Here is a 24,941-nt window from a genome sequence, read left to right as displayed (position 1 = left end):
TGCCGTATGGACCTGTAGACGCACACGATAGTCCGCAGAGAAATACGTTCACAGGACGTGTTAGTCAGCATACATATTTAATCCCGTATAGAGCGTAGGAGGGCGTATGAACGGCTCGAGAAGCACGACCCAGCAGATCGCTGTCGCCGTCGTGGTCGCCACCATCGTGCTCGGCGCCGTCCCCGGCACGGCGCTGGCGCAGTCGGGGGCGAACGCGGGCGGCACCGTCGTCGTCGAGGAAGGCGAGACCGTCGACGAGATCAACGCCCTCGCCGGGACCGTGATCGTCCGCGGGACCGTCACCGGCGACGTCAGTGCCGCCGCCGGCAACATCTATATCTACGGCGACGTCGGCGGTGACGTCGAGACCGCCTCCGGCAACCTCGAGATCACCGGCACCGTCGGCGGAGACGTAAACACCGCAGCCGGGAACATCGTCGTCGCGGAGGGCGCGACGATCGGCGGGTCGCTGCAGGCCAGCACGGGACACGTCGAGATCGACGGGGCGATCGAGGACGACGCGGCGATCGGCGCGGAGACGATCGTCCTGGGTGACAACGCGACCATCGGTGGCGACCTCCGGTATGCGGGCTCGCTCGAGGGCAACACCGACGCCGTCGCGGGCGAGATCACGCGCGATGCGACGCTCGGAATCGACGTGGCACCGACGATTCAGCCGATCGCAGGCTGGCTGTTTGCCGTCTACACGTTCGTTCTGAACCTGCTGCTCGGTGTGGCGTTACTCGGGCTGTTCCCGCGGTTCTCGGCCGCCGTCGCCGACCGCGTGGCGACCGACCCGGTTCGGTCGGGACTGGTCGGCCTGGGCGTGCTCGTGGGAATCCCCATCCTGCTGGCCGCGATCGCGATCACGATCGTCGGCATCCCCATCACGTTCGTCGGCGCGTTCGTCTTCGCGCTGTTGATCTGGGTCGGGATCGTCTACGGCCGATTCGCCGTCGCGGCGTGGCTGCTCTCGTACGCCAGCCTCGACAACCGGTGGCTCGCGCTCGTCGTCGGGCTCCTCGGCGGGGCGATCCTCGCACAGATCCCCATCGTCGGCGGACTTCTCAACTTCCTGATCTTCCTGCTCGGCTTCGGCGCGCTCTCGATGGGGCTGTACGGGCGCAGGCGGCGGGGCCGTACGTCTCCCGAAGCAGCGGAATCGGAGGGGACGACGGTGGACTGAGACGGGTCGGTCGTTCGAGCGGACCTGGTTCGGGCGGCCACGAGCGACGCGCTCAAGTCCCGTCGCCAGCAAGGACGGCCATGCGCGTCACCGTCGACGTCAAAGGCGAGGGGACCCACGAGGTCGACCTCGAGGCACCGACCTACGCCGACCTGCTGGCCGAGGTCGAGTTGAGCCCCCACGAGGTGAGCGTCCTCGTCGACGGTCGGCCCGTCCCCGAGGATCAGCCGGTCGAGACCGACCACGTCACCGTGTTGCGGCTCATCAAGGGAGGGTAGGCGGTCACTCGGTCGCCGCGACGACCTCGATCTCGAGGGCAGCACCTTTCGGGACGTTCCCGACTTCGACCGCGCTTCTGGCCGGCGGCTGCTCGTCGAAGAAACTCGCGTACGTCTCGTTCATCTCCTCGAAGTCCTCGATGTCGTCGAGAAATACCGTCACCTTGAGGACAGCAGAGAGGTCGAGTCCTTCGGTCGCGAGGATGGCCTCGACGTTCTCGAGACACTGGCGGGTCTGCTCGGCGACAGACGCGTCCTCGAGCAGGTCGCCGTCGGGGGTCAGCGGGAGCTGTCCGGCGGTGAAGAGGAGCCCGTTCGCGACGGTCGCCTGGCTGTACGCGCCGACCGCGGCTGGAGCGTCGTCGGTGCTGATGGTTCGTTTCACGAGTGCGAATGTATGTTGCAGTACGTAAACGTGTAAATCAGGACCTGTGACAATACAGAGTATTAAGTCGGCGCGAGCCCGGGGAGCGCGGCGTCGGCCGGCAACCGGTCGGACGACCGTCTTTTGAACGGGTCGATTACCTGTGATCAAGATACTTGCGTGGATTCCTCGATGGTATCGGTATGACAGACCATATCAAACAGGTCGATCCGGCGGTCGCCGACGCCGTCGAACGCGAACGCGATCGACAAGAGTCGACGCTGGGCATGATCGCCTCGGAGAACCACGTCTCCGAAGCGGTCCTCGAGGCACAGGGGACGGTCCTGACGAACAAGTACGCCGAGGGCTACCCCGGGGCGCGCTACTACGGCGGCTGCGAGTACGTCGACGAAGTCGAGCGACTCGCGATCGACCGGGCGAAAGAGCTGTGGGGGACAGACCACGTCAACGTCCAGCCCCACTCGGGCACACAGGCGAACATGGGCGTCTACTTCGCCGTCCTCGAGCCGGGCGACAGAATCCTCTCGCTGGATCTCACCCACGGCGGCCACCTCAGTCACGGCCACCACGTCAACTTCTCCGGACAGCTCTACGAGGTCGAACAGTACGAGGTCGACCCCGAGACGGGCTACGTCGACTACGACGACCTCGAGGCGCAGGCCCGCGAGTTCGACCCCGACCTGATCGTCAGCGGCTCCTCGGCGTACCCCCGCGAGTTCGACTGGGCGCGGATCGGCGAGGTCGCCGACGCAGTCGACGCCTACAACCTAGCGGACATCGCCCACATCACGGGGCTGGTGGCGGCGGGCGTCCACTCGAGTCCGGTCGCCCACGCCGACTTCGTCACCGGGAGCACGCACAAGACGATCCGCGCGGGGCGTGGCGGGATCATCATGTGCGACGAGGAGTACGCCGACGACGTCGACTCGGCGGTGTTCCCCGGCAGCCAGGGTGGGCCGCTGTTGCACAACGTCGCGGGGAAGGCCGTCGGCTTCGCGGAGGCGCTGACCCCCGATTTCGAGGAGTACGCCGAGCGGACGGTCGAGAACGCGACGGTGCTGGCGGACGTCTTCCGCGAGCGCGGCCTGTCGATGGTCTCCGGCGGCACCGACAAACACCTCGTGCTCGTCGACCTCCGGGACTCCCACCCGGACCTGACGGGCAAAGACGCCGAGGAGGCGCTCTCGGCAGTCGACATCGTCGTCAACAAGAACACGGTGCCGGGCGAGACCCGGAGCCCGTTCGTCACCAGCGGCGTTCGGATCGGCACGCCCGCGCTGACCACTCGCGGGTTCGGTCCCGAGGAGATCGAACGGGTCGGCCACTGCATCGTCGACGTCCTCGACGCGCCGGAAGACGAGGACGTTCGCGCCGAGGTACGGGCGGACGTCGAGCGACTCTGTGCAGAGCATCCGATCTACGACTGAACCACCGATACGAAATGGAGACCATGTACGACAGCATACTCGTTCCGACCGACGGAAGCACGGAAGCACAGAACGCGGCCGAACACGGCGTCGACCTCGCGGCGGAACTCGGCGCGACGGTCCACGCGCTGTACGTCGTCGAGTCCAGGGTGACGGCACTGCCCTCCGACTCGATGGCCCAGGCTGCGGAACACGACGAGTGGAAACGCTACGGCGAGGACGTGACCGACGAGGTCGTCGCCATGGCCGACGAGCGCAGACTCGAGGGCGTCGGCGCCGTCAGAAGCGGGAAGGCCCACGAGGAGATCGTCGACTACGCCGAGGAGGCAGACGTCGATGCGATCGTCATGGGGACCCAGGGTCGCGACGGCGTCGGCGACGTGATCCTCGGCAGCGTCGCCGAGCGAGTCGTCAGGACCGCCGGGGTTCCCGTACTGTCGATCAGACAGGCGAAACTCGAGTGACTCGAGCGGTCGGTGGGCGGCGACCGATCCGGTACCGTCGCGACGGCACGCTCGTCACCGGGCGCTCGTCACTTCTCGAAGACCCGTAGCGTGACAGCGTAGCCGACTCCGTCGAGTTCGAACGGGTTGCCGTGTCTCGAGACGCGGTACTCGCCGGGCGACGCGGCGAACGCGTAGGTCTCGTCGACCGTCTCGCCCGCCCGGACCGGCTGGACGAGGCCGACGTCGTCGACGCTGGTCACGGTTCGTAACAGCCGACTGCCGTCGACGTGCTCGCTCTCGACGTAGGCGTCCGTCCAGAGCGTCGCGCCGCCGGCCGCGAGGACGCCCAGCGGCGGCGGCACGCCGGTTCCGTAGTCGACGTCGCGGTCGCCCCGGTTTCGCACCGCGAGGCGCAGACGGGCGGGGCTCGAGACGGTCACCTCGTCGTCGACCAGCGTTCCGGACACCTCGAGCGGCGAGTTGCCGTCGCGATCCCGATCGATCGTCAGGTCCACGCCGCGTGGTCCGTGGAACGCGGCGCGGAGAGACGGACGCGAAAATCCGACGAGTGCGCCGGCGAGCGCGATCGTTCCGGCTCCCGACGCGGCGATGTACGCCCGTCGTTTCATGGCTCGTTGGACACGTCACGCAGGCAAAACGTTTGTGAAGAATCGGTACGAGGCGGTAGGCGTCAGTCGTCGTCCTGTGGCTCGCCCGCGACCTCGGGTTCGCGGCCGATCACACCGCTCGAGCCGGGGAGGTCGACGCCGTCTTCCTCGCGGAGGAACAGCGCGCGTCGCCGGCCGAAGGAGACGGCCATCGACGCGACGGCGAGCACCGCGACGACCGAGAACGGGCCGCCGGTGATGATGGCGGCCGCCTGCAGGGCGTCGACGCCGCCGGTGACCATCAGAAGCGACGCGAGCGCACCGATGAGAAAGCCCCAGATGACGCGGTTGATCGTCGAGGGCCGTTCCGCGCCGCCAGTGGTGAGCATTCCCAGTGCCAGCGTCGAGGAGTCGGCCGACGTGACGAGGAACGTCGTCACGAGCACGAGGAACATCGCCGTCAACAGCCCGCCGAGCGGGAGCGCCTCGAACAGCGGGTAGCCAGACGCGGCCTCGCCGAGGTTGCCGACGACGGTGAGGATGTCGGCCTGGCCGCTATTTTGCAGGAAGATGGCCGTCCCGCCCATCGTCGCGAACCAGGGGATCGTGACGCCGGTGGAGGCGAGAACGCCCGTGACGGCGACCTGGCGAACCGTCCGACCCCTCGAGATGCGGGCGATGAACAGCCCGACGAACGGCGTCCAGGAGAACCACCACGCCCAGTAGAAGATCGTCCAGCCGCCGACCCAGCCGGCGACGCCCCCGCTCGCGCTCTGGGCGGCACCGGTGTAGAAGCTCATCGTGACGAACTGATTCAGGTACGCGCCGAGGGCCTCGGTGCCGGTCGACATGATGTACGTCGTCGGCCCGAGCAGGAAGGTCGCGACGGTCATCACCGCGAACAGGGCCATGTTGAAGTACGAGACCCGACGAATGCCGCGTTCGACGCCGAGGGCGACCGACAGGGTGAACGCGACGGTGAGGCCAGTGATCACGAGGATCGTCCCGAGGTCGCCGACGCTCGTCCCGGTAGTCCACTCGACGCCGACGAGGAACTGGCTCCCGACCAGTCCCAGGGTGGTCGCGACGCCGCCGATCGTCGCGAACACCGCGAGGATGTCGATGAGTTTCGCGAGCGGGCTATCGAGGTTGTCGAGGCCGATCCACGGGGCGATCACCGTCGAGATGCGCAACGGCGCGTCGTAGCGGTAGGCGTAGTACGCGATGGGCAGGCCCATGACCACGTACGCCGTCCACGCCGAGATCCCCCAGTGGAAGAACGTGTACTGGATCGCGCCGACGGCGGCCGCCGGCGTCTGTGACTCCGCGCCGACGAACGGCGAGACGGCGTCGTAGTGGAAGATCGCCTCGGCAGGCCCCCAGAAGACGATGCCGGCGGCGATCCCCGCCGAGTACAGCATCGCGAAGTACGCGAGGAACGTAAACTCCGGCTCTTCGTCTTCGTCGCCGAGTTTGATGTTCCCCCACGGGCCGAATATCAGGAATCCGACAAACACGACGAGGACGAACATCGCGAGCAGGTACCACCAGCCGAGGGCGGTCCACAGGAAGTCGTTCGCGTCGTTCATGTACGTCGACGCGGTGTCGGGTCTGAGGATGAACGCGACCACGGCGATGGCCGCGACCGCGAACCCGATGCCGAAGACGGTGTGGTCGAGTTCGTCGACGAACTCGCCGATCGCACCGCGTGCATCTGATTCACTCATGGAAACTCACCGTCTTCCGTCGTGTATACAGCGTTCCCTCGAGCGATAGACCGCGAGCGCGGCCGGATCGCACTGTACCCCCTCCGTGTCACGAGCAACCGTGTTACTAGGCATCACGATAATACTTGACAAAGCACCGCTTCAAGGTTCACGTTCATCACCTGTGTGATTTTTAAATGAACCAGCAGAATTTTCCGGCGGTACCGAGTTCGCGACCGTTTCCCGCATCGACGGACGCGTTTCGCACCGTCGGTCGTTTCCGTTCTCCAGCACACTCGCCCGACGGTCTTCGGAAAACGGGTGCGGCAGGCAGTATCATACGGTCTGCTGTGCCGATGTACCGGTGCAACCGCAGGACGGTCGCGGTTGCACCTGGAATGACTTGCAGTAGTCCGTATCAGGCGTTGACGTGCCTGACCTCGTAGCCATGATCGCGAATCGACCGGATGATCGCCCGTGCCTGTCCCGCGCCGCTGGTCTCGATCTGGAAGACGAGGTAGGCCTCGCCGACGTCGAGTTCGGGTTCCGACCGGTCGTGGCGGACGGTCTGGATGTTGGCGTTGTGCTCGGCGATGATCCCCGAGATCTCCTGCATCTTGCCGGGCCGGTCGTCGATCCGCACGCGCAGTCGCAACAGCTGTTCGCGGTCGGTCAACGCGTGGACGAGCACTGTCTGTAGCATCGTCATATCGAGGTTCCCGCCACAGAGCAACGGCATCACCGTCTCGCCGTCCACGTCGAGTTCGTCGCTGACGACCGCAGCGACCGAGGCCGCACCTGCGCCCTCGACGACCTGCTTCGCCCGCTCGAGCAACAGCAGGATCGCCCGGGCGATCTCGCCGTCCGTGACCGTGACCACCTCGTCGACGTGCGCGTCGATCAGCGAGAGCGTCAGCTCCGAGATGCCGCCCGTTGCGATGCCGTCGGCGATGGTGTCGACGGACTCGAGCGAGACGGGCGTGCCCTTCTGGAGACTGTCCGGGACGGTCGCGGCACCCGAGGCCTGGACGCCGACGACGCGCGTCTCCGGCGACAGTTCGGCGAAGGCGGTGGCGATACCGGAGACGAGCCCGCCGCCGCCGATCGGGACGACGACGGTGTCGACGTCGGGGAGGTCCTCGTACATCTCGATCCCGAGGGTTCCCTGGCCGGCGACGATGGCCGGGTCGTCGTAGGCGTGGACGAACTCGGCGTCGTCGTCGACGAGTCCCTGAGCGTGGACCATCGCCTCTCGGAAGTCGCTCCCGACGAGTTCGACGTCTGCACCGTAGTCTCGGGTCGCGTCGACTTTGGCCTGTGGCGCACTCCGGGGCATGACGATGGTCGACTCCACTCCGAGTTTGGTCGCCGCGAGCGCGACGCCCTGGGCGTGATTTCCGGCGCTCGCCGCGACGACGCGATCGACGTCGTCGGCACACTGGGCAATCTTGTTGTACGCGCCGCGGGTCTTGAACGAGCCCGTCCACTGGAGGTGTTCCATCTTCAGGTGCACCTCGCCGCCGGTTAGTTCGTCGAGCGAGGTGCTCCGCTCGACCGGCGTGTGCTTGACGACCGACTCGTCGTCGAGTCGCTCGCGGGCGGCCTCGACGTCCTCGTACGCGACGGTCCGGTAGTCCTGGCTCATGGCGTCAGCGGAGCATCTTCTCGCGGTCGGGATCGAACAGCGGTTCGTCCCGCACCGTCGCCGGGAGACGTTCGTTCTCGTAGCTGATCTCGAGGGCTCGACCGGCTTCGGCGTACTCGGCCGGCAGGTAGGCGTAGGCGATCCCGGCGTCGATCGCGTAGCCGTAGTCCGCGCGAGCGACGTAGCCGAGCACGTCGTCGCCGTCCATCACGGGGTGGCCCGCGTCGACGACGGCCCCGGGTTCGTCGAGCGTGATCGGCGTGATCTGCCGGTCGATCCCCGCCTCGCGAGTCTCGAGCAGCGCCTCCTTGCCCACGAAGTCGGTCTCGAGGTCGACGGCGAAGCCGATCCCGGCCTCGTAGGGATCGTACTCGGGTGTGACGTCGGTTCCCCACAGCCGGAACCCTTTCTCCATGCTCGTCGAGTCGAGGGCCGCCCAGCCCATCGGGACGATTCCGTGCTCCTCGCCGGCGTCTTCGATCGCCTCCCAGAGCTGTGCGCCGTACTCCATCGGCGCGTACAGTTCCCAGCCCAGTTCGCCCGCGTAGGAGAGCCTGAGCATCGTCACTGGGATGCTCTCGAGGTACGTCTCCTGGGCGGTGTAGAAGGGGAAGGCGTCGTTCGAGAGGTCGGCCTCGACGAGCGACGACAGGACGTTTCGCGCCTCGGGACCGAAGACGCCGATCCCGCACATACTCGAGTCGTGGGTCGTCACCGAGACGGAGCCGTCGTCGGGGGCGTGCTCGCGGATCCACCGCGAGTGCAGCGTCGCGGAGTTGCCCCCGCCCGTAAACACCATATAGCGGTCGGCCGCGAGCCGTGCGACCGTCACGTCGGCGAGGATCCCCCCGTCCTCATTGCACATCGCCGCGTAGCGAATCCGGCCCGGCGAGACGTCGACGTCGTTCGTCAGGAGTCCCTGGAGGAGGTCGGTCGCGCCGTCGCCGGTCACCTCGATCCCGGTGTAGGTGGTCATGTCGACCATCGCGACGCGGTCACGGACGGCCTGGTGTTCGACGCCCTGTGCTTTCGACCAGTTGCGGTCGAGCCAGTCCGGCCTGTCGGGCACGTCGTACTCCTCGAGCAGCGCCTCGTTGGTCTCGTACCACTGCGGCACTTCCCAGCCGCCCGCGTCGTAGAACTCCGCACCGAGTTCTTTCTGGCGGTCGTAGAAGGGACTCCGGCGGAGCGAGCGCTGTCCCTGGGGCTGTTCGCGCGGGTGAATCAGCTGGTAGACCTCCTGGTACTGCTGTGCGCCCCGGCCTCGGGTGTACGCCTGCGACCCCGCGTGGGGCTGGAACCGCGAGACGTGCGCGGGCGTCGCGTCGACGCGCTCGCCGTCGAGGCGGGGGACGCCGTCTTCCATCCAGTGGGCGACGAGGTTCCCCGCGCCGCCGGACTGGGTGACCCAGATCGCAAGCGCCCACCAGAGGCCGTCGATCTCTTCCGTGGGTCCCAGGATCGGCATACCGTCGGGCGTGAAACAGAACATGCCGTTGATCGCGGACTCGAACTCGGCGTCCCGGAGTTCGGGAACGAGTTCGCAGGCCGCGTCGTAGGCCGCCCGGTCGTGGTCGGGGTGGGTGTTCTCGTAGAAGTGCTCCTCGGTGAACTCCCGCAGCGAGGGGTACTCGAGGCCGAGATCCTCGAGTTTCTCGGGGCCGTAGATGTCCTCGGGATCGACCAAAAGCGGTTCGTGGTTGTACGAGCCGATGCCGTAGGACTCGCCGTGCTGGCGGAAGTAAAGCGACTGGTCCTGGTGGCGCAAGATCGGCTGTTCGATCTCCTGGCTCGCGCCGTCGAGCGCCTCGAGTTCGTCCGAGACGAGATACTGGTGGGCACAGGGCACGAGCGGGATATCGACGTCGACCATCTCACCGAACAGCGGGCCCCAGATGTTGGTCGCGACGAGCACCTCGTCGGCCTCGATCCGGCCGCGGTCGGTGACGACGGCCTCGAGCTCGCCGCCGCTGGTCTCGAGGTCCGTCACCGTCGTCTCCCCGAAGAAGCGCGCTCCCCGCTCTCGGGCGCGTTCCGCCATCGTCGCCGAGGCGTCGACGGCGTGGGCCTTCCCGTCGGTGGGAACGTAGTAACCGCCGTGGATGGCGTCCTCGTTCACCTGCGGAACGTACTCTGTGACCTCCGCAGGCGAGAGTAGCCGACCCCCCTCGAGACCGTAGGATCGGCCCCACTCGCGCTTTCGTTTCAGGTACTCCCAGCGGTCGTCGGTCGCGGCGACCTCGATCCCGCCACAGGTTCGAAAGCCGTCGAGGTCCGAGTAGAGGTCGCGGGTGTACGACGCCATCCGCGTCATCAGCTTGCCGCCGGTGGTCTGAAACACCAGCCCGGGTGCGTGCGAGGTGGAGCCGCCGGTCTCGAACAGCGGCCCCTGATCGACGACGACGACGTCCTCGCGACCGAGTTCGGTGAGGTGGTAGGCGGCGCTACAGCCGACACAGCCCGCACCGACGATGACGGTTCCTGCGCTCTCTGGTATCGTGTTCCCTGTACTCATGTGACATGGACACTGCCACCCGTTCCCGCATAGCTATCAGGGTGTATAATCTGTGCCGTATAACAGCCGGCGACGCGACAGGAACGGTCTGCACTCGAGAACGAGGTCATGTCTTCTCGACGCCGGAGCTCGGATTCATACCGCCAGACGACACGGATCACACACCGCCCGTACACGAGCCGCCGTCGCCGGCGGCGACACACTCGAGTCGCGATCGGGTGTGTACTCACCGTCGTCCAGTAGTATCAGGCGACGTCGGTCAGGACGTCTATCTCGGGCTCGAGAGATGGGCGTGGAGTGCCGGTAATAGCTTGTTACTGGAACCGTCGGAATCGACGACGGTCTCGCACGACGTTCGCACTTCGATGCCGTCGTGCGACGCTTGGGCGGCATGCGAACCGTCGTACCACAATCGGCGGGGGCTCTCGGCGGAGGTGGCCTCGTCCGGGTTCGAACCGTCGATCGACGATCGAGAGAGGTCGCAAACGGCCAACGAGGGTCGTCGAACGATCTCGTATCGTATTCCCACGTGGACAGTGAGCGAAAACTGAGACGTTCGGTCGATCGGAGGCGATCCGAGTCGTCGAACTCGAGCGGGGCTCCGTCGCCGCGTTCGCGACCCACCGCCAATAAACTGTTATCGGCGTCCAGCCCTGTAGTCTCGACGATACTCACGTTCGTTCGCGCGCCGACAGCGTTTCGGTTCGGTGCCAGATCGTCACTGTCCGTACGTCGTACAGTTCGTCGTAATAGAGTCTTTACTCGTCGTGTCGGCTATGTTGTCTGACTGTTTTTTCCAACCCTGAGAGTGCCTGCACAAACCCGAAGAGCGGAAAACGGCGACCACGACGTGCATGGTACGACTTCAACCCGCTCAACAGGTGCAGGTTCCCGAGTGGTTGCAGGATCCTGTGGCCGAGTTGGTCACGTTCCTGCCACGGCTGATCGGGGCAGTAGTCATCCTCCTCATCGGCTGGATCATCGGTCGCCTCGCCGCAGGGGTCGTCCGACGGATCGCCGACGGCGTCGAACTCGACCGGATGGTCCTCGAGACGCCGCTCGGACGAATGCTCGGCGGAACCGAACGGGCCGTCTCCGGCGCGTTCGGAAAGCTGGCGAAGTGGTTCGTCTACGCGCTCGCCATCCTGGCGGCCGCGAACGCCCTGGCGATCCCGACCCTCTCGGAGTGGATCTCGACGGCAGTCTCGTACCTGCCGGCGTTCGTCGCTGGCCTGCTCGTCATCGTCCTCGGGTTCGTCGTCGCCGACTTCATCGGTGACGTCATCGAGCGAACCCGGGCTGCGACGGAGATGGCGTACACGAACTGGTTCGCCAACGGCGCGAGGATATTCCTCTACTTCACGGCGATCGTCATCGGTCTCGACACGATGGGCATCGACGTCGGCATCCTGTACGTCTTCGCTCGAGCGCTCGCGTGGGGACTGGCGGCCGCCGTAGCCATCGGCGCTGGCGTCGCCTTCGGCTGGGGCGGCAAAGACTACGTCGCCGACAACATCGACCGGTGGATGGGTCGCACGAGTTCGATCACGCCGACCGAGAGCAGTCCGCGAAGCGAGAGCCCCACCGGCAGCGAATCGCCCGGTCGCGACCGGGAGCCCGGCTCCGAACCCGGCCCCGGACCGGGCGCAGAAGACGACTGAAGCCGCTTCGACCGGTCACTCGGCCTCGGCCGGAGACGCGAGTTGCTCCGACTGATCGGTCCGGTCGCGCGGAAATAGCGGTTTGACCGGAACGACGACGTACGACTTGACGAGCCGACCGTCGATCCGTCGCCACTTTTCCAGCCGCGCGAGTCGATGCGTCTCGGCGTATGCGTCCTCGATTCGCTCGAGGATCGCCTCGAACGCTTCCGGGTCGAAGTGCTCGGCCGGGACGCGGTCGGTGACGACCGCGAGGGCCCCCACTCGAGCGTAGACGTCGAGTCGACCCTCGAAGGCGAACTCCAGTTCTTCGATCCGATCGTGGACCTCGCCGACCGGTGGTCGGTCAGCCTGTGCCGGGAAGGAGACGTACGCCTGGTACTGATCGGGACGGCCCGAGACGTGACGTTTCCAGAGGTGGCGTAGCAGTTTCATCTGTCCAGCAGAGGGTGTGACCGGCGCGTCCGTCGGTACGCACGGCCGGTTCGTTCGGAGACCAGTCGCATTCGTTCTCACGTTCGTCTCGTCCGCGCCGGTAATACGTTCTTTGTTGTTCGGCGAGGGAGGTCAGCGAACCGTTTCTTCACCGAAAGTGACGGTTCGGCGGTTCGCGAGAGTTTTGTACGATCCAGCGTAACCAGGATTACCGTGCGTCACAGATTCCCCGCATTGTCGACGCTCCTCCTGGCGGTTTCTGCTGGGGTCGTCGCACTCGGCGTCACAGTTAACGACGGCTTTGCTCCCACCCTCCGAACGATTCCTGCGCTCTTGCTGGTCGTCGCTGGCCTCTTCGGCATCGCCAGTTCCGTCAGCGACTGGCCCGTCGATACCCTCCGCCGCGCCACGAGGCGGTGGTGGATACTCGCGTTCGCCGCCTTCCTCCCGTACGGCCTCGCGACGGCACCCTCGAACGAGAGTGCCGCGGCGGTCGGCGACGCGTTCTCCGGGCCTGCCGTCGCCGCGCTCGAGGCGGTCGCCGGGGCGGCGGCCCTGTGTGCAGTCACTGTCACGGTGCTCTACTTGTTCGCGAGCTACGGCATCCACCCGGGGCGGCCGACGCCCGAGGAGCGCGTCCTGGGCGACCGGGGAAGCGAGTAGCGAGCGAGAGCGTCGGAGAAGTCCGCGAGAGTACCCGCGTTTCGCGACTACTCTGGACCGTCGTCGAACCGCTCGAGTCGGAACATCTCGATCGGGTGATCGGTGTCGCCGTCGGCGGCGAGGTCGGCCAGGATCTCGCCGATCACGCTGGCGAACTTGAAGCCGTGGCCGGAGAAACCGGCACCGACGGCGACCTGTGGGTGGTCGGGGAGGGTATCGAGGATGAAGTGTTCGTCCGGGGAGTTGGTGAACATACAGGTCGCCAGTCGCATCGTCGGGCCGGCGGCCTCGGGGAAGTAGTTTTCCGTAACCTCCCGCAGCAACTGTTCGTCCTCGGGCTGGGGGTCGGTCTCGTAGTCGTCCGGGTCCACCTGCTCGTCGCGGTGGTGGTACTTGCCGAGTTTCATCCCCGGGACGTCGTAGATCGGCAGTCCGTAGAAGCGGCCCTCGGGGACGCGCAGGTTCCAGACGGGGAAGTTCTCGGGTTCGAACGTCGAGGGCGTCTCCGGCTGGAACCAGCCGAGCACCTGTCGCTCCGGGACGGCCAGCCCCTCGAGTGCGTCGGCGAGTTTGTAGTTCCACGCGCCGGCCGCGAGCACCAGCCGGTCGGCCTCGTACGTGCCCCGGTCGGTCTCGACGCGGACGCCGCCGTCGGGCGTCTCCGTCCAGTCGTGGACCTGCTCGCGTCCGTGAACGTCTGCGCCTGCGGCCTGGGCCGCCTCGACGTGGCCGACGATCGCCTGCTCCGGGACGACGAAGCCGCCGTCGGGCTGGTAGACCGCCATGTGCTCTTCTGGAAGCTGGTAGCCCGGGAAGCGCTCGGTCACTTCCTCGCTCGTGAGCACCTCGTGGGGGATGTCGTGTTGCTCACAGGAGCGGCGCGACCCTTCGAAGACGACGTTCCCTTCGGGGCCGGCGTCGATCGACCCCGTGCGGTGGATGACGTCACGACCGGTCTCGGCGGCGAGGTCGTCCCAGAGGTCGTACGCGCGCTCGACGAGCGGGATGTAGGAGGGGTGTTCGTAGTACGCCCGGCGGATGATTCGCGTGATCCCGTGGGACGAGCCCATGGTGTGGGGAATATCGTATCGCTCGAGTCCCAGCACGTCGAGGCCCCGCCGTGCGAGGTGGTAGGTCGTCGCGCTGCCCATCCCGCCGACGCCGATCACGACGACGTCGTATCGATCTCCAGTCTCGGTCATGTGCTGGCCGATTCGACGACGGGGATCTTGATAGTTAGTATGTCTCACGTCGGACCTATAAATAATGATGAACGACGCTCCGTTCGCTACACACCGGAGCGCCGGTGGCGAAACGAGGCGTTCGAGCATTTCGGCTGGATCGTGAGCGCCCGCCGTCACTTATAGGTGCGAACTACCTGCGATCAACCCTTATTGGACGTTACGCCATGCCATGGCATACAGCATGACCAGGTGGAACGACGGTCTCGACGAGGTAGAACGCGTCAGCCCGGACATCACCGACGAGACGAACGCGCTGCCGGCGAGATACTTCACCGATCCTGACGTCTACGAGATGGAGAAAGAGAAGGTGTTCGGCCAGTACTGGATCTACGCTGGCCACGCAAACTGCATCCCCGAGGTGGGCGATTACTACACCCGGACGATCGGCGACCGCGAGATCATCGTCGTCCGCAACCACGACGACGAAGTGCGGGCGTTCTACAACGTCTGTGCCCACCGCGGTTCGGCGATGGTCGACGAGACGCCGATGACCGACCCCGACAACGCACGGCGCATCCGGTGTCCGTACCACCTCTGGACGTACGACCTCGACGGCTCGCTCACGAGTACGCCCGCGAGCTTCGAGGACGCACGGCTGAACCCGGACCTCGAGGACGAGGACGTCGCCGAACTCGACGCCGGGGAGAACGCGCTCATGGAAGTCCGCAGCGACCGAATCGGGCCGTTCGTCTTCGTCAACTTCGCCGAGGAGCCGATGAGCCTCGACGAGCAGGCCGGGAAGATGAAAGCCGAACTCGAGGCGTTGCCACTCGAGGAGTACCAGCTCGCTCGTCGAATCGTCTCGGAAGTCGAGTGCAACTGGAAGACCTTCGGTGGGAACTACTCCGAGTGTGACCACTGTCAGGCGAACCACCAGGACTGGATCACGGGCATCGCCCTCGACGAATCCGAACTCGAGGTCAACGACTACCACTGGGTGTTACACTACACGCACGCCGAGGACGTCGACGACGAGATGCGCATCCACGACGAACACGAGGCGAAGTTCTACTATCTGTGGCCGAACTTCACGGTCAACATGTACGGGACAGCCGACGGCTACGGGACCTACCTCATCGACCCGATCGACGAGGAACGGTTCCAGCTCGTCGCAGACTACTACTTCAAAGATTCCGAGCTGAGCGAGGAAGAAGCGGAGTTCGTCCGAACGAGCCGCCAGCTCCAGGAGGAGGACTTCGAGCTGGTCGAGCGCCAGTACCGCGGGCTCAAATCCGGCGCGCTCGCACAGGCGCAACTTGGCCCCAACGAGCACACCGTCCACAAGTTCCACCTCCTCGCACAGGAGGCCTACGAGGCCTGAGTCGAACGCATGAGCCAGCAACGACAGACGCCGTTCGCCGCCACGTGCACGGCATGTGGCGTCGACCGGGAGACGGCAAGTGCGAACGAGATCGTCGCGTTCTACCGGCGACACCACCGCCACACCGGACACGACGTCGAGGTGACTCGAGCCGACGTCGACGGCGACGTCCCGGACACGGACGACCTCGAGATGGTCGTCGCCGAACTCGAGGCGGAGTACGAGGAGGGCGTCCCGATCGGCGTCGTCGCCGCGGCGATGGCCAGGCGAGGCCGCTCCGTCGGCGAGACGCTCGAGGAGATCCACGAGGTGCGAATGACCGGGGCGCTATACGAGCCGCGCCACGACCACCTCGCCGCGTTTTGACCGCTCCAGGAAATCACTCCTCTAACAACGTCGTCGAGACGAGCTGCCCGGTACCACGACGGATTCGGCCGCCGACGGCCGTCGGCGAGATGTCGAGCACGTCGGCGAGTTCCTCGAGAGAGGTTTCACGCGGCTCCTCGAAGTAGCCCTCCTCGTAAGCGGTCACCAGTGCGACGCGCTGTTCGTCGGTCAGTTCCGGCGAGATGCCCTCAGACCACTCCTCGCGACGGAACATCCGGTAGAGTTCGAAGGAGATGCCTTCGTGCTCGCAGTACTCCCACAGCGTCGCGAGTTCCTCTCGATCGGGGAGGTGGAGTCGGACGGTCCAGCCGCGGTCGTTGCTCTCGGCTCGCAGCAGCAGGCCACCGAGTTCTGTGGTCTTCGGCGAGACGAGTTTCGTCCCCTCCGTGTGCTGGAGGCGGTAGAGGCGCGTCGAACCGAGGTCGTCGACGAGCGACCACGCTGCGACCGTGTGGTCTCGCTCGAGGGCCTCGTCGAACGTCTCGTCTGCACCCTCGACGAGGAAGAAGAACATTCCCGTCTCGGGATCCGTCGTGCTGTGTGAGACGGCTTCGATAGACACGTCCGGGCACGCGCGGATCGTCGGCGTCAACGCGAGGTCGGGGTGTGCGATGTCGACGATCGCGATCAGACTCACGCTCGGCCACCTCGCCGGTCTCGACGTGACGGTTCGCGACGGACGAGCAGTGCATCGGGTGAGTGCGTGCAGGCTCGATGACGACCGGCCGACGAGATCCTGGCCGACGGATCGACGGGTCGGCGGCCGGCTGCAGACTTCCGGCGGTCTCGGCCGGTCGAGACGCCGGAAGCAGAATCGGACAACATATTGGTAGACGATAGCATGTATCGGCCCTTAATCGTTTGTTCTCCCCTTGAACTCGAGTAAACCAACAGGAAGTTCATCACTTGAAATTAGGTATTCAAGATCTGTACCTCCCCGATAACTATTTTATGTGTTGTTAGAGACATAGAGTCACGCCAACATGGGGCATTGATGGGAGTTATGAGTAAAACGTCACAGAAGACAACAATAAAACGCGACCGATCATCGATCCCGCGAGCGATCGTTCACAAACAGATCCTCGATGCCGCAGAGAAGCGGCCGGACGCGTCAGTAGAGGAGATCGCGGTAGCGGTTAGTGGTGCATCACCGGATCTCGTACAGCAGGTGTTCGAAGAGTACGGCGATCCGGCGGCAGACGACGTGCCGCCCGACGCACCGACTCCCGATGAGGAGGAAAGCGACGGCGAGGAAACCGACGCCGGTCCGATGACGGACGAGCCATCACCAGCGGACGCGGACCACAGTCAGAGAGGAATCGACGAGGACATCCAGTTGAACGACAAGCAACGCCAGACGTTGCGTGCAATTTACGAAACTCCAGAGGCGACACAGCGCGATCTCGGAGAACGGTTCGACGTCACCGGCGCGACGATTAACAAGCGCGTAAATTCCATCGACGGATTCGACTGGGAAACTCGAGAGGAGTTCGTCACGTCGCTATTCGAGACCGAAAACGGAGAATCCATGCAACAAGAACAATCCACCGAATTTACAGCAGAACAGCACTCCATCGACGAGCTTCAGGAACGCGTAACCGAACTCACTGAGACCGTACGAACCCTCGAGTCCCAACTCGAGGACGTGAGCGATCCGTCCCGGGAGAGCATCGAGGACCCGGAGCTCGTACAGAAAATCGTCCACGCCTGCTTTCGCTCCGATCAGATCAGCGACGACGAGGAGTTACAGATCATCGAGATGGTTCTCTCGAACGATAGGTGAACCGATCCGCGGCCGCTTTCCGGACGCGCCTGCGTTTTCGAACGCGGACGGGAGGGCGGCGGCAGCGTCCCGGTACCGGGAGCGCTGGCAGCGTGTCCGGACTTAAGTCGGTCCGTGTCATCTAGTCACACGTATGGTCGTTTCGGGGTCCGTCGTCGCCATGGCCGCCCTGTTTCTCCTCGGAGTGGCGCTGGTCATCTGGTGCGTCGAGGTCTTCATCGAGGCGGTCGCCCAGAGTGCCGTCTCGCTCGGTATCTCCGGGTTCTTCCTCGCGGTCGTCCTCGCGGGCGTCGACCTCGAGAATGGAGTACTCGGCGTGACGGCGGCCGTCGTCGAACTGCCGGAACTGGCGCTCGGAACGGTGTTCGGCGAGGCGCTGTTCGTGCTCGCCGTCGCCGTCGGCGTCGCGGGCGTTCTCGTCCCGTTCCAAATGGACGTCCCTCGAGCCTACCTGCTCGTGCTCGTGTTCGTCCCGCTGCCGGCGTTCGCGGCCTCTATCGGCGGGACGATCGGCCTGGTGGAGGGTGTGGTTCTCGGCGGGCTGTTCGTCCCGCTGCTGGCGTACGTCTACTGGCACGAGCGCCGCTCGGAGACGACGTACCTGCTCGCAGAGGAGGTCGAAGAGGTCGTCGACCTCGAGGAGGCGGCGGCGGAAAGAACGACGAACGGGGGGCCGATCGCCGACCGAGACGACGCGCCAGAGGGGAATGGGTGGGGATGGGGCGTCGACCTGGACCTGGACGGAGACGAGTTCGTCCCCGAACTCGCACACCGCAGCGGGCCGTTCACCCTCGGCGTGGCCGTGCTCGCGACCGTCGGGTTGACGGTCGGCTCGCTGCTCACCGTCCTCAGCGCCGAAGGGATCTTCGTCGCGCTTGGCATCTCGGAACTCGCGTTCGGCGCGACGGTGTTGAGTTTCGTCGCCTCGATCGAGGAACTGGCGCTCACCGTCGAACCGGTCCGGAAGGGACGACCTCACCTCGCAGTGGGGAACGTCGTGGGCAGTACGGCGTTCTACGTGACGGCGAACGTCGGCATCGTCGCGGTACTCCATCCGGTGAGCACCGACGGAGCCGTGATGGCGGTCCACTGGCCGATCTTCGCCGCGTGTCTGCTCGTCGTGGCGGTCATGCTGGCACGCGGTCGCGTGACCCGCCTGGGCGGCGTCGCGCTGCTCGGCCTCTACGCCGCCTACTGGATCGCAAACTACGCGCTGTAGAACCGGACGCGTGCGACTCCTCGAGATCAGCCACTCGCCGCGTCGCTACCGACGACGGTTCCGGTCACGACTCGGCGACCGGTGTTCCGACGATCACGAGGTACGGCTCGTCGGATCGGTCGCGGTCGATTCGCTCGACGGTATCGATCCGGAAGCCGGCCGTCGACACGCGGTCCAGCCAGTACGTCTCGGGGTCACTCGAGACGTCCTCGGGGACGAGCGGGAGCTCGAGGACGCCGATCGAGCCGTCTGGCGCGCAGACGCGGTGCATCTCGGCCAGCGTTCGATCGGCGGCCGTCGAATCGAGGTCGTGCAGGACGCGACTGGCGGTGACGACGTCGATCGAGTCGTCTGCAAACGGGAGTCTCGCCGCGTCGCCGGCGACCGGCGTCACCGCCAGTCCGGCCCGCTCGGCGTTGCGCCGTGCGAGCACCGCGCCGTTGCCGAGGATGACGCGATCGTCGAAGACGTCGAGACCGAACACCTCCCGGCCGGGCGGGACGTGCGGTGCGAGACCGACGAGCGACCGACCGGTGCCACAGCCGACGTCGAGGACCCGCTGTGCGCGCTCGAGCGGGAGCAGCGCCGCGAGCGCGTCGTACTTCTTCCGCTCGATCGCCCACGGCGGCGGCGACAGCAGCCGAGTCACCACTCGAGTCGCGTACACCGCGGCCCCGACGCTCGCGACCGTCGCGGCGAGGCGACGCCAGCGCCGATCCGTCCGTCGCCGGTACGCAGCAGCGAGGGCAATCGCGACGACGGCAGCCCCGATCGACGCGAACCGTCGTCGCCAGTGATAGATTCCGAAGTTGTATCGAAACGGCGTCACGGGTGGCTACGAGAGGACGTCGGGCAGACGACTCAGTCGTCGGCCGCCGAGTCGGCGTCGGCGGGGTCGAGTCCGACCGCGATCTCGGCAGCCGCAGCCTTGTACTCGGGGATCTTCGCCCGCTCGTCGAGCACGTCGTTCGTGAGTTTGTTGGCGGAGGCGGCCGCGAAGTGTGGCGTCGTCCAGACGACGCCCTCCTTGGTGTCCTCGGTGACGTGCGCCTCGACGGTGATCTCGCCGCGTCGCGACCGGAGTTGCACCTGGTCGCCGTCCTCGATGCCGTACCGTTCGGCGTCGGTCGGGTGCACGTCGACGAAGTTCTCCGGCGTCTGGCGGTTGAGCGTCGGCGAGCGCCTGCTCATCGTGCCCGTGTTGTAGTGTTCCTCGAGTCGGGCGGTCGTGAGGATCAGCGGGTACTCCTCGTCGGGCGTCTCCGCGGGCGGCGTGTGCCGGACGCCCTCGATGTGGCCGAGACCGCTCTCGGTGTCGAACTCCTCTTCGTAGAGGAACGGGTCGCCCTCGTCGCCGGGTTCGTAGCAGGGCCAGTGGAGCCCCTCCTCGCCGAGTAAGTCGTAGGTCATCCCGTGGTAGATCGGACAGACCTGCCGCAGTTCCTCGAAGACCTCCTCGGGATCGTCGAAGTCGAACTCGTCCGGGCCGAACAGCCGCATGCCGATCTCGGAGACGATCTCGAGGTCGTGTTTGGTGTTCTCGTGGACTTTCTCGACGCCGCGCATCCGCTGGACGCGTCGGTCCGTGTTGGTGACGGTGCCGCCGCGTTCGGCCCAGGTCGTCGCGGGCAAGATCACGTCGGCGTACTCGGCGGTCTCGGTCAGGAAGATGTCCTGGGCGACGACGAACTCGAGGTCCGCGATCCGTTCGGCGACGCGGTTGGCGTCGGGTTCGCTCATCACGGGGTTTTCGCCCATCACGTAGAGTCCGTGGACGGTCTCGCCGAACTCGTGTGAGAGTTCGACGTTCGTCAGCCCCGGTTCGGGCGGCACCTCGAAGCCCCACACCTCCTCGACGCTCTCGCGGGCCTCGTCGTCGTCGACCAGCTGGTAGCCAGGCAAGACGTTCGGCATCGCGCCGACGTCACAGGTCCCCTGGACGTTGTTCTGGCCGCGCAGCGGGTTGACGCCCGTTCCAGGGCGACCGACGTTGCCCGTGATCAGCGCCAGGTTGATCTCGTTCTGGACGTTGTCGACACCGCAGGCGTGCTGACTCATCCCCATCCCCGTGAAGATGGCGGCGTTGTCGGCCGCGGCGTACTTCTCGGCGGCGAGTTCGATCTCCTCGAGTTCGAGGCCACACTCCGCCGCCGCGGCCTCCTTGTCGAACTCCTCGAGGGTCTCTTTCAGGTGGTCGAAGCCCTCCGTACGTTCCTCGACGAACGCCTCGTCGATCCAGCCGTCCTCGGGATGAGCCTCGTGGTGCTCGAGGATCGTCTTGAGGACGATGTTCAGGAGCGGGATGTCGGTCCCCGGGTTCAACTGGAGGTGCTGGTGGCGATCGGTGTCGTCGATCTGAAACGACCGCGTCGTCTTGTTCGCGTGCGGGTCGACCTGGATGACGGTCGCGCCGTCGAGCACCGCCTGCCGGAAGTACTGGCTGTTGGCGATCGGGTGTTGCTCGCCCGGGTTCGCCCCCTGGATCCAGAACACGTCGGCCTCCTCGCGGAGGTCGCGCATGCTGTTTGTCATCGCACCCGCCCCCAGACTCGTGCGAAGCGCCCAGACCGTCGAGGCGTGGCACATCCGGGTGCAGTTGTCGACGTTGTTCGTGCCGTACCGGCGCGCGAGTTTTTGGAGGAGGTAGTTCTCCTCGTTCATCACCTTCGAGGAGCCGTAAAAGCCCAGCGCGTCCGGGCCGTACTCATCGCGGATTCGCTCGAGTTCGGAGACGACGCGCTCGTAGGCCTCCTCCCAGGTGGCCTCGCGGAACTCGCCGTCTTCTTTGATCAGCGGCTCCGTGAGTCGATCCTCGTGATCGACGACCTCCGTCGCCGCGCCGCCTTTGATACAGACCCGCCCCTCGTTGACCGGTGCGTCACCCCAGGGCATAAAGCGCATCTCCCCGGGCTCCTCGCCCGGCTGGACCTGGATACCACAGCCGACGCCACAGTAGGGACAGATCGTCTTGACCGGATCGCGTTTGTCACTGGACATTGTGTACACCCTCTCGATGGGAACCCCATCTCGTACTGCTAGATGTGCTCACGCCACAATAAGATGTCCCCGACGGGCGAGGCGGACGCGAACGGCGAAGCCGACGGAAACGTTGACCAGCGTGGCCGTCGAAGGAATCGACACGATGGAGCTGACTCACTCGGTCGTGCAAGCGAGAGCCGAGGAGTACCAGCAGGAAGAGCCCCTGTACACCGTCGAACAGGAGCAGATCGATCTGCTCCCGAAGGCGTTTGCGGACGGCGAGTTCGGCTGGCGGGACGCCGAGTGGGTCGTCAGGTGGTACTACCGGCGGTTCCTCGGCGAGTTTCCGAACGCCGAGCGTCGCGAACTCGAGGAACAGTTCGGCCGAAACGACTTCGAGACGGTCCGGGAGACGATCGTGACCGTCGCGTCGACACCCGACCTCGACGAGCAGGTCGACCGGCTGACCGCCCTCGAGGGCGTCGACGTCCCGGTGGCCGCCGCGTTTCTGTTCTTCATCGATCCGGACGAGTACGTGGTCCTCGGGGAACGGGAGTGGACGGTCCTCCGGGAGGCGGGCGAACTGGACGAACCGTACCCCGACTCGCCGTCGATCGCGGACTACGAGCGGTACCTCGAGCGCTGTCGGTCGGTGGCCGACCGCCTCGAGTGTGACCTGTGGACGCTCTACCGGGCTCTCTGGCGGCTCTGGAAGGAGTGAGACGGTCTGCCGTACAATTGCTTCGAAAGTTATAGTAAAACGATTCTAAAATCGTAGTAAAGGAACGAAGGACGAGCGTTTTGAGCACTCGAGTCGTACCGGCGAGCGATGATCGTCCGCGAAGCGCGAGCGGAGGAGGCACTCGACGTCCGGCGTATCCTCGACGCCGCGATGCTCGAGACGGGAGACGTCGAGGGCCGGATCGCGGCCGGCGACGTGCTGGTGGCCGTCACAGACGGCGACGATCGGCTGCTCGGAACGCTCGTCCTCGAACCGCGCGAGCACGGCGCGTACGTCTCGGCGATCGCCGTCCGTCGACGACGCCGCGATCGCGGCGTCGGAACCGCCCTCGTCGACCGGGCACTCGAGCGCGAGGGACGGCTGACCGCGCGGTTCGACGAGGGCGTCCGGCCGTTCTACGAGTCGCTCGACTTCTCGCTCGAGGCGATCGACGGGAGACGGTATCAGGGGTACAAGAGCGCCCCTCCGGCCGGACGGGGTACCGACTGATACTACTGGACAATGGTCAGTACATCGTTCACTGACTGTCGTCCGAGGATGTCAGTTCCCGTCGCCGACGGCCTCGTCGGTCGCCACTTCCTCGGGATCGGAGACGTAGCCGAGTTCGAACCAGAGTTTCGCCGTACAGTCCATCGCCTGCTCGTCGAGTTCCGTCTCGCTCTCGCGCTGGTCGAGGTAGCCGTTACACCGGCCGTGTTTGACCACGTTCATCAGGGTCGCGGCCGACCCGCACTCGGGGCAGTCGATGTAGTAGTTCCCCTCGTCGTTCTGGTGCCAGGTATCCGGCGTCAGTTCCATGTACGCCGCGTCGTCGTTGTGCCGCTCGCGTCCGCTCATACGAACGTCGAGGGGTGCGAGCCCGGTAAACGTCGGCCCGGCGATGGCAAACCCAGGGTTACAGAACCTCCTCGAGCAGGTCCTCGCCGGCCTCGAGGAGGTCGCCGACGCGGGCGTCGTCTTCGGCCTCGGCGTAGATCCGGAGGACCGGTTCGGTCCCGCTGGGACGGACGAGCAGCCAGGAGCCGTCTGCGAGCAGGAGTTTGAAGCCGTCGGCGGTGTTGACGTTCTCGACCGTCGTCCCGGCGACGGCGTCCGGGATCGCACCCTCGAGGTCGGCCAGCACCCGCTCTTTCTCCGCGTCGGGACAGGCGACGCTCGTCTTGTCCTGGACGACGGTGCCGTGTTCGTCGAGCAGCCGGTCGACGCGCTCGTCGATCGGTTCCGCGGCGTGCATCGCCGCAGCGACGAGCGCCATCAACACGCCGTCTTTCTCGCGGACGTGACCGCGGATCGTGAAGCCGCCGGACTCCTCGCCGCCGACGAGCGCGTCGGTCTCGGCCATCGCCTCGGCGACCCACTTGAAGCCGACGGGCACCGCCTCGACGCGCTCGCCGTGGGCCTCGGCAATCCGGTCGATCAGGTACGTCGTCGAGACGGTCCGGACCGCAGGCCCCGCGTCGTCCTCGAGCAGGTAGTCGTACAGCGCGGCGAAAAAGAGGTTCTCGTCGAGGTAGCCCCGCTCGGGCGTGACGACGGCGAGTCGATCGGCGTCGCCGTCGTTTGCGATCCCGAGGTCGGCCTCGCCCGACCGGACGCGGTCGATCAGTTCCTCGAGGTGCTCCGGCGCGGGTTCGGGCGGCGAGCCGCCGAACTCGGGATCACGCGCACAGCGCAGCCGAGAGAGGGAGGCGCCGGCGCGCTCGAGGACGGCGTCGGTCGTCTCGCGGCCGCTGCCGTGCATAGCGTCGTAGGCGACCGACAGTCCCTCGAGGTCGGCGTCGACGAGCTCGAGGACGGCCTCGGCGTGGGAGGGAGCGAAGTCGACCTCGCGGATCGTGCCGTGGTCCGACTCGGGGAGCGGGTCGGGTTCCGCGAGTCGGTCGGCGATCGCCTCGGTCACGTCGGGCAGCGCGGGCGCGCCGTCGGCCGGCACGAACTTCACGCCGTTGTACTCCGGCGGGTTGTGCGAGGCGGTGACGACGAGCGCGCCGGCGAGGTCGCGGTCGACGATCCCGTAGGCGACGAGCGGCGTCGGCCGGTCTCGGTCGGACAGCAACACGTCGAACCCGTTGGCGGCGAGCACCCGCGCCAGTTCCTCGGCGAACCCGCGCGAACTCTCGCGAGCGTCGTAGCCGATCGCGACCGGCCGCTCGAACTCCTCGTCTCGCAGGTACGACGCGACCGCCTGTCCAACCGCACGGACCCGCGGCGTGGTGAACTCCTCGAGCGTCGCCCGCCAGCCGTCGGTCCCGAAACTGATCGTCTCCATACGCCCCCCATCGCGGTGCGGTCCGAAAAAGCCGACGGCAGA

At 66.1% G+C, this 24,941-nt stretch carries 23 protein-coding genes and 1 pseudogene; 12 read left to right on the top strand and 12 right to left on the bottom strand.

Features of this window, described 5'->3' with window-relative positions:
- Positions 1–106: 106 nt before the first annotated feature.
- Together MU558_RS07345 and samp2 are read left to right on the top strand one after the other, a co-directional pair.
- Positions 107–1,186: a bactofilin family protein gene (locus tag MU558_RS07345; protein ID WP_246973537.1), complete on the top strand. Its 1,080-nt coding sequence runs from the start codon at positions 107–109 to the stop codon at positions 1,184–1,186.
- An 80-nt stretch (positions 1,187–1,266) separates the two neighbouring features.
- Positions 1,267–1,464, top strand: a complete 198-nt coding sequence (samp2, locus tag MU558_RS07340; protein ID WP_246973535.1) for a ubiquitin-like small modifier protein SAMP2 — start codon at positions 1,267–1,269, stop codon at positions 1,462–1,464.
- Positions 1,465–1,468: 4 nt separating this feature from the next.
- Here samp2 and MU558_RS07335 read toward each other — a convergent pair whose 3' ends face one another.
- Positions 1,469–1,849: a Rid family detoxifying hydrolase gene (locus MU558_RS07335; RefSeq protein WP_246973533.1), complete on the bottom strand. Its 381-nt coding sequence runs from the start codon at positions 1,847–1,849 to the stop codon at positions 1,469–1,471.
- A 182-nt stretch (positions 1,850–2,031) separates the two neighbouring features.
- On the opposite strand from MU558_RS07335, the gene glyA reads away from it, so the two are divergent.
- The gene (glyA, locus tag MU558_RS07330; protein WP_246973522.1) at positions 2,032–3,276 is read left to right on the top strand and encodes a serine hydroxymethyltransferase; all 1,245 of its coding nucleotides are present in this window, start codon (positions 2,032–2,034) and stop codon (positions 3,274–3,276) included.
- Positions 3,277–3,299: 23 nt separating this feature from the next.
- Entirely contained in the window at positions 3,300–3,740 is a 441-nt protein-coding gene (locus MU558_RS07325) for a universal stress protein (protein WP_246973520.1), read from the top strand.
- A 68-nt stretch (positions 3,741–3,808) separates the two neighbouring features.
- On the opposite strand, the gene MU558_RS07320 is transcribed toward MU558_RS07325, so the two are convergent.
- The 4 genes from MU558_RS07320 to MU558_RS07305 all read right to left on the bottom strand — a co-directional run bounded on the left by MU558_RS07320 (position 3,809) and on the right by MU558_RS07305 (position 10,196).
- Positions 3,809–4,351, bottom strand: a complete 543-nt coding sequence (locus MU558_RS07320) for a DUF8130 domain-containing protein (protein ID WP_246973517.1) — start codon at positions 4,349–4,351, stop codon at positions 3,809–3,811.
- Positions 4,352–4,413: 62 nt separating this feature from the next.
- Complete coding sequence (locus tag MU558_RS07315; RefSeq protein ID WP_246973514.1) at positions 4,414–6,057, bottom strand: BCCT family transporter; 1,644 nt, start codon at positions 6,055–6,057, stop codon at positions 4,414–4,416.
- A 397-nt stretch (positions 6,058–6,454) separates the two neighbouring features.
- On the bottom strand, positions 6,455–7,681 hold the full coding sequence (gene ilvA, locus MU558_RS07310; protein ID WP_246973512.1) for a threonine ammonia-lyase: 1,227 nt from the start codon (positions 7,679–7,681) through the stop codon (positions 6,455–6,457).
- 4 nt (positions 7,682–7,685) lie between these two features.
- Positions 7,686–10,196 (bottom strand): GcvT family protein, encoded by a 2,511-nt coding sequence (locus MU558_RS07305; protein WP_246973510.1) that lies wholly within the window; start codon positions 10,194–10,196, stop codon positions 7,686–7,688.
- 854 nt (positions 10,197–11,050) lie between these two features.
- Between MU558_RS07305 and MU558_RS07300 the strand changes: the two genes are divergently transcribed.
- Positions 11,051–11,857 (top strand): mechanosensitive ion channel family protein, encoded by an 807-nt coding sequence (locus tag MU558_RS07300; RefSeq protein WP_246973508.1) that lies wholly within the window; start codon positions 11,051–11,053, stop codon positions 11,855–11,857.
- Between the two features lie 15 nt (positions 11,858–11,872).
- On the opposite strand, the gene MU558_RS07295 is transcribed toward MU558_RS07300, so the two are convergent.
- The gene (locus MU558_RS07295; RefSeq protein ID WP_246973506.1) at positions 11,873–12,292 is read right to left on the bottom strand and encodes a hypothetical protein; all 420 of its coding nucleotides are present in this window, start codon (positions 12,290–12,292) and stop codon (positions 11,873–11,875) included.
- Positions 12,293–12,505: 213 nt separating this feature from the next.
- On the opposite strand from MU558_RS07295, the gene MU558_RS07290 reads away from it, so the two are divergent.
- On the top strand, positions 12,506–12,955 hold the full coding sequence (locus tag MU558_RS07290) for a DUF1467 domain-containing protein (protein ID WP_377071391.1): 450 nt from the start codon (positions 12,506–12,508) through the stop codon (positions 12,953–12,955).
- A gap of 47 nt (positions 12,956–13,002) precedes the next feature.
- Here MU558_RS07290 and solA read toward each other — a convergent pair whose 3' ends face one another.
- Positions 13,003–14,157 (bottom strand): N-methyl-L-tryptophan oxidase, encoded by a 1,155-nt coding sequence (gene solA, locus MU558_RS07285; RefSeq protein ID WP_246973502.1) that lies wholly within the window; start codon positions 14,155–14,157, stop codon positions 13,003–13,005.
- Between the two features lie 223 nt (positions 14,158–14,380).
- Between solA and MU558_RS07280 the strand changes: the two genes are divergently transcribed.
- Together MU558_RS07280 and MU558_RS07275 are read left to right on the top strand one after the other, a co-directional pair.
- A complete protein-coding gene (locus MU558_RS07280; protein WP_246973488.1) occupies positions 14,381–15,520 on the top strand; it encodes an aromatic ring-hydroxylating oxygenase subunit alpha in 1,140 nt (379 codons plus the stop codon).
- A 9-nt stretch (positions 15,521–15,529) separates the two neighbouring features.
- Positions 15,530–15,886, top strand: coding sequence for a hypothetical protein (locus MU558_RS07275; protein ID WP_246973485.1), 357 nt, complete (start codon positions 15,530–15,532; stop codon positions 15,884–15,886).
- 13 nt (positions 15,887–15,899) lie between these two features.
- Here MU558_RS07275 and MU558_RS07270 read toward each other — a convergent pair whose 3' ends face one another.
- Positions 15,900–16,544 (bottom strand): helix-turn-helix domain-containing protein, encoded by a 645-nt coding sequence (locus tag MU558_RS07270; RefSeq protein ID WP_246973482.1) that lies wholly within the window; start codon positions 16,542–16,544, stop codon positions 15,900–15,902.
- Between the two features lie 366 nt (positions 16,545–16,910).
- On the opposite strand from MU558_RS07270, the gene MU558_RS07265 reads away from it, so the two are divergent.
- Both MU558_RS07265 and MU558_RS07260 read left to right on the top strand, forming a co-directional pair.
- Positions 16,911–17,690, top strand: coding sequence for a winged helix-turn-helix domain-containing protein (locus MU558_RS07265; protein ID WP_246973479.1), 780 nt, complete (start codon positions 16,911–16,913; stop codon positions 17,688–17,690).
- Between the two features lie 133 nt (positions 17,691–17,823).
- Positions 17,824–18,909 carry a sodium:calcium antiporter gene (locus tag MU558_RS07260; RefSeq protein ID WP_246973477.1) on the top strand — a complete coding sequence of 362 codons (1,086 nt, stop codon included), beginning with the start codon at positions 17,824–17,826 and terminating at the stop codon, positions 18,907–18,909.
- 64 nt (positions 18,910–18,973) lie between these two features.
- Here the strand turns inward: MU558_RS07260 and MU558_RS07255 are convergent, their stop codons facing one another.
- Positions 18,974–19,738 (bottom strand): class I SAM-dependent methyltransferase, encoded by a 765-nt coding sequence (locus tag MU558_RS07255; protein WP_246973474.1) that lies wholly within the window; start codon positions 19,736–19,738, stop codon positions 18,974–18,976.
- Between the two features lie 32 nt (positions 19,739–19,770).
- Positions 19,771–21,906, bottom strand: a complete 2,136-nt coding sequence (fdhF, locus tag MU558_RS07250; protein WP_246973471.1) for a formate dehydrogenase subunit alpha — start codon at positions 21,904–21,906, stop codon at positions 19,771–19,773.
- A 145-nt stretch (positions 21,907–22,051) separates the two neighbouring features.
- On the opposite strand from fdhF, the gene MU558_RS07245 reads away from it, so the two are divergent.
- Together MU558_RS07245 and MU558_RS07240 are read left to right on the top strand one after the other, a co-directional pair.
- Positions 22,052–22,609 (top strand): hypothetical protein, encoded by a 558-nt coding sequence (locus MU558_RS07245; protein ID WP_246973468.1) that lies wholly within the window; start codon positions 22,052–22,054, stop codon positions 22,607–22,609.
- 108 nt (positions 22,610–22,717) lie between these two features.
- On the top strand, positions 22,718–23,119 hold the full coding sequence (locus MU558_RS07240; RefSeq protein WP_246973464.1) for a GNAT family N-acetyltransferase: 402 nt from the start codon (positions 22,718–22,720) through the stop codon (positions 23,117–23,119).
- Between the two features lie 60 nt (positions 23,120–23,179).
- Here MU558_RS07240 and MU558_RS07235 read toward each other — a convergent pair.
- Positions 23,180–23,467: pseudogene (locus MU558_RS07235) on the bottom strand (hypothetical protein); the annotation flags it as partial.
- Positions 23,468–23,525: 58 nt separating this feature from the next.
- Positions 23,526–24,899, bottom strand: coding sequence for a phosphoglucomutase/phosphomannomutase family protein (locus MU558_RS07230; RefSeq protein WP_246973461.1), 1,374 nt, complete (start codon positions 24,897–24,899; stop codon positions 23,526–23,528).
- Positions 24,900–24,941 lie beyond the last annotated feature (42 nt).

The sequence above is a fragment of the Natribaculum luteum genome (assembly GCF_023008545.1).
Taxonomy (GTDB): domain Archaea; phylum Halobacteriota; class Halobacteria; order Halobacteriales; family Natrialbaceae; genus Natribaculum; species Natribaculum luteum.
This window is presented reverse-complemented; position numbering and strand designations above follow the sequence as displayed.